This is a genomic window from Mesorhizobium sp. M2A.F.Ca.ET.067.02.1.1 (assembly GCF_004023285.1).
Lineage (GTDB): Bacteria > Pseudomonadota > Alphaproteobacteria > Rhizobiales > Rhizobiaceae > Mesorhizobium.
Window position 1 is genome coordinate 1 of sequence record NZ_RZSB01000831.1, and the last position, 2,471, is coordinate 2,471.

Here is a 2,471-nt window from a genome sequence, read left to right on the forward strand (position 1 = left end):
GCCCAAGGATGGTGATGAAGTCATTCGCCGCGACCGCGAGGTCGACCGGCTGCAGCGCCCGCACCGGCTGCCCGCCCCCTACCCCGGCAAAGGTCCGCGAGACGCCTTCGATCAGCAGCTTGCTCATGCCAGGCTCCATGGAAAGAGCCAGCGGTTGAGCGCCTTGAAGGCGAAATCGGACAGAAGCCCGATCAGCCCTATGACAATGATGCCGAAGATGATCTGCCCCGTCGCCAGCCGCGACTGGCTGTTGATGATCATGTAGCCGATGCCCGACGACGAGCCGATCAGCTCGGCGACGATCACATAGGTCCAGGCCCAGCCAAGCACCAGGCGCAGCGTTTCGGCGATCTCCGGCGCATTGGCCGGCATGATCACGCGCTTGACGATGCCGTTGTCGGTCGCCCCCAGCGTATAGGCGGCCTCGACCAGGTCTCGCCTCGTACTGCCGACCTTGACCGCGACTATCAGGATGATCTGGAACACAGAGCCGACGAAGATCACCAGGAGCTTCTCGAATTCTCCGATGCCGGCCCACAGGATGAGCAGCGGGATAAAGGCGGATGCCGGCAGGTAGCGGGCAAAGGACACGAACGGCTCGAGGAAGGCTTCGACAGGCTTCCAGGCGCCCATCGCGATGCCGATCGGCACCGCGACGATCGAGGCCAGCACGAAGCCGCCGAAGACGCGCCAGATGGTGATCAATATGTCGAGCCAGAACCGGTCTTCGACGAGCAGCCGCCAGCCGTCCTTGAGCATCGACAGAGGATCGGCAAGGAAGATCCGGTTCACATGGCCGCCGAGCGTGATCCACGCCCAGAAGGCCACGAACAGCACGAAAAAGGCGATGCCGAGCGCGCTTCGCGTGCCCGGCGCAACGGGGTGCAAGGGACGCAGCATTCAGGCCCTGTCCTTAAAGCATGGCTCCCGAAAGTGGAAACCGGTTCGGGTAAAGACATGCGCAAAATGAAAGAGCTAAAGCGCGAGGAGCGTATCTGAAGGATCGCGACGCGCTTTAGCGAGAAGGGAGCGGCGGCCTTGCGCCGCCGATAGGGTGATGCGCGATCAGTTGGCCACCGCGCTGGTGTCGGCAAGCGTCGTCACATCCGGGACTTCCTTGATCAGCCCCATCTGCAGCAAAAGATCGGCCGCGGTCTTGGAAAAATCCTGGAACTCCTTGGTGAAGAACTGCTTATTCTCCGCCTTGTCGGCCCATTTCAGGTACTTGGCCGAATCCTCGAATTCCTTGGCCGACTGCTTCACGTCGGCGCCCATGATCTCGTAGGATTTCTGCGGATCCTTCTTGATCAGGTCGAGCGCGTCGAAATAGCTGTCGGCGAGCGCCTTGGCGGCATCGGGATTGGCCTTGAGGAAGTCCGGCGTGCAACCGACGGTGTCCAGCACCATCGGGTAGTCGAGCGTGGTCGCCAGGATATGGCCCTGGTCGGCCTTGTCGCGGACCGCTGAAATGAACGGCTCATAGGTGACGGCGGCATCGTTCTGGCCGGCCAGGAAGGCCTGCGCCGCCGCATCCGGCTCCAGATTGACGACGGTGACGTCCTTGGTCGACATGCCGTTCTTGTTGAGCACCCAGGCGAGCAGGAAATAGGGCGAGGTTCCAGGCGCGGACGAGGCGACATTCTTGCCCTTGAGGTCGGCGACGGACTTGATGTCGTTGCGCACGACGATGCCGTCGGCGCCATAGGACTTGTCGAGCTGGAAGATCTGCTTGGTGGTGACGCCGCTGGCGTTCCACACCATCCAGGTTTCGACCGTGGTCGCCGCGCATTGCAGGTCGCCGCTGGCGATGGCCAGCGGCCGGCTCGCCTGCGGCACTTTCTTGAGCGTGACGTCGAGCCCGTGCTTTTCGAAAAGCCCGGCCTGCTTGGCCAGAGTCAGCGGCGCGAAGCCGGTCCAGCCGCTGATGCCGATGGTGAGCGAGGTGGCAGCCATCGCGGGCGCGCCAAGCATGGCGGCCGCCGTCAGCGTTGCCGCGAAAATGGTGGTCCTGTTCATTGTGGTTCCCTTTTTGTGGTGAGCGCGAATTGTCTCACAGACGCCAAAAGGCTTGTCAATGAAGCGGCGTTTCAACGAAACGTCATCCTGAACGGTTGCCTGCTCCTCCTCCCCTCACGGCATGCCCCAGCCGCGGTTGCGCCACATCTTTTCGCCGGCTTGGCAGTCGGCGGCCGGCCTGTTATCGGCGAGCACGACCGGCGGATGCGCGGCCCCTTCGGCCGCCCGTTCCGGTGAAGCCGAACCGGCGAGCTCCAGCACCAGCTTGCGGCGGATCGCTTCGGGAAACTGCGTCCAGTCATTGACCGGGATCATGAAGGCGCCCGGTCCGCCGATGACGCAGTCGCTGTAATAGCGGTCCAGATTATCGACGTCGAAGGCGCCGCTGAAACCGCCGCGCGTCATCAGCGGCAGGCCGTTGATGGTGATGCCTTGCCTGACCACCTCGTCGCGGG

3 protein-coding genes and 1 pseudogene are annotated in these 2,471 nt (G+C 63.1%); all 4 read right to left on the reverse strand.

Annotated features, from left to right (window positions below; all coding sequences use genetic code 11):
- Positions 1–127, reverse strand: a pseudogene (locus EOA28_RS40590) (ABC transporter ATP-binding protein); the annotation flags it as partial.
- Positions 124–897: an ABC transporter permease gene (locus EOA28_RS32440; protein WP_126083765.1), complete on the reverse strand. Its 774-nt coding sequence runs from the start codon at positions 895–897 to the stop codon at positions 124–126. The pseudogene EOA28_RS40590 and the gene EOA28_RS32440, both read right to left, overlap by 4 nt.
- A gap of 168 nt (positions 898–1,065) precedes the next feature.
- Positions 1,066–2,016 (reverse strand): ABC transporter substrate-binding protein, encoded by a 951-nt coding sequence (locus tag EOA28_RS32445; protein WP_126082167.1) that lies wholly within the window; start codon positions 2,014–2,016, stop codon positions 1,066–1,068.
- A gap of 114 nt (positions 2,017–2,130) precedes the next feature.
- Positions 2,131–2,471, reverse strand: a 341-nt coding sequence (locus EOA28_RS32450; protein ID WP_128315689.1) for a DUF1194 domain-containing protein, incomplete at its 5' end; no start/stop codon positions are given.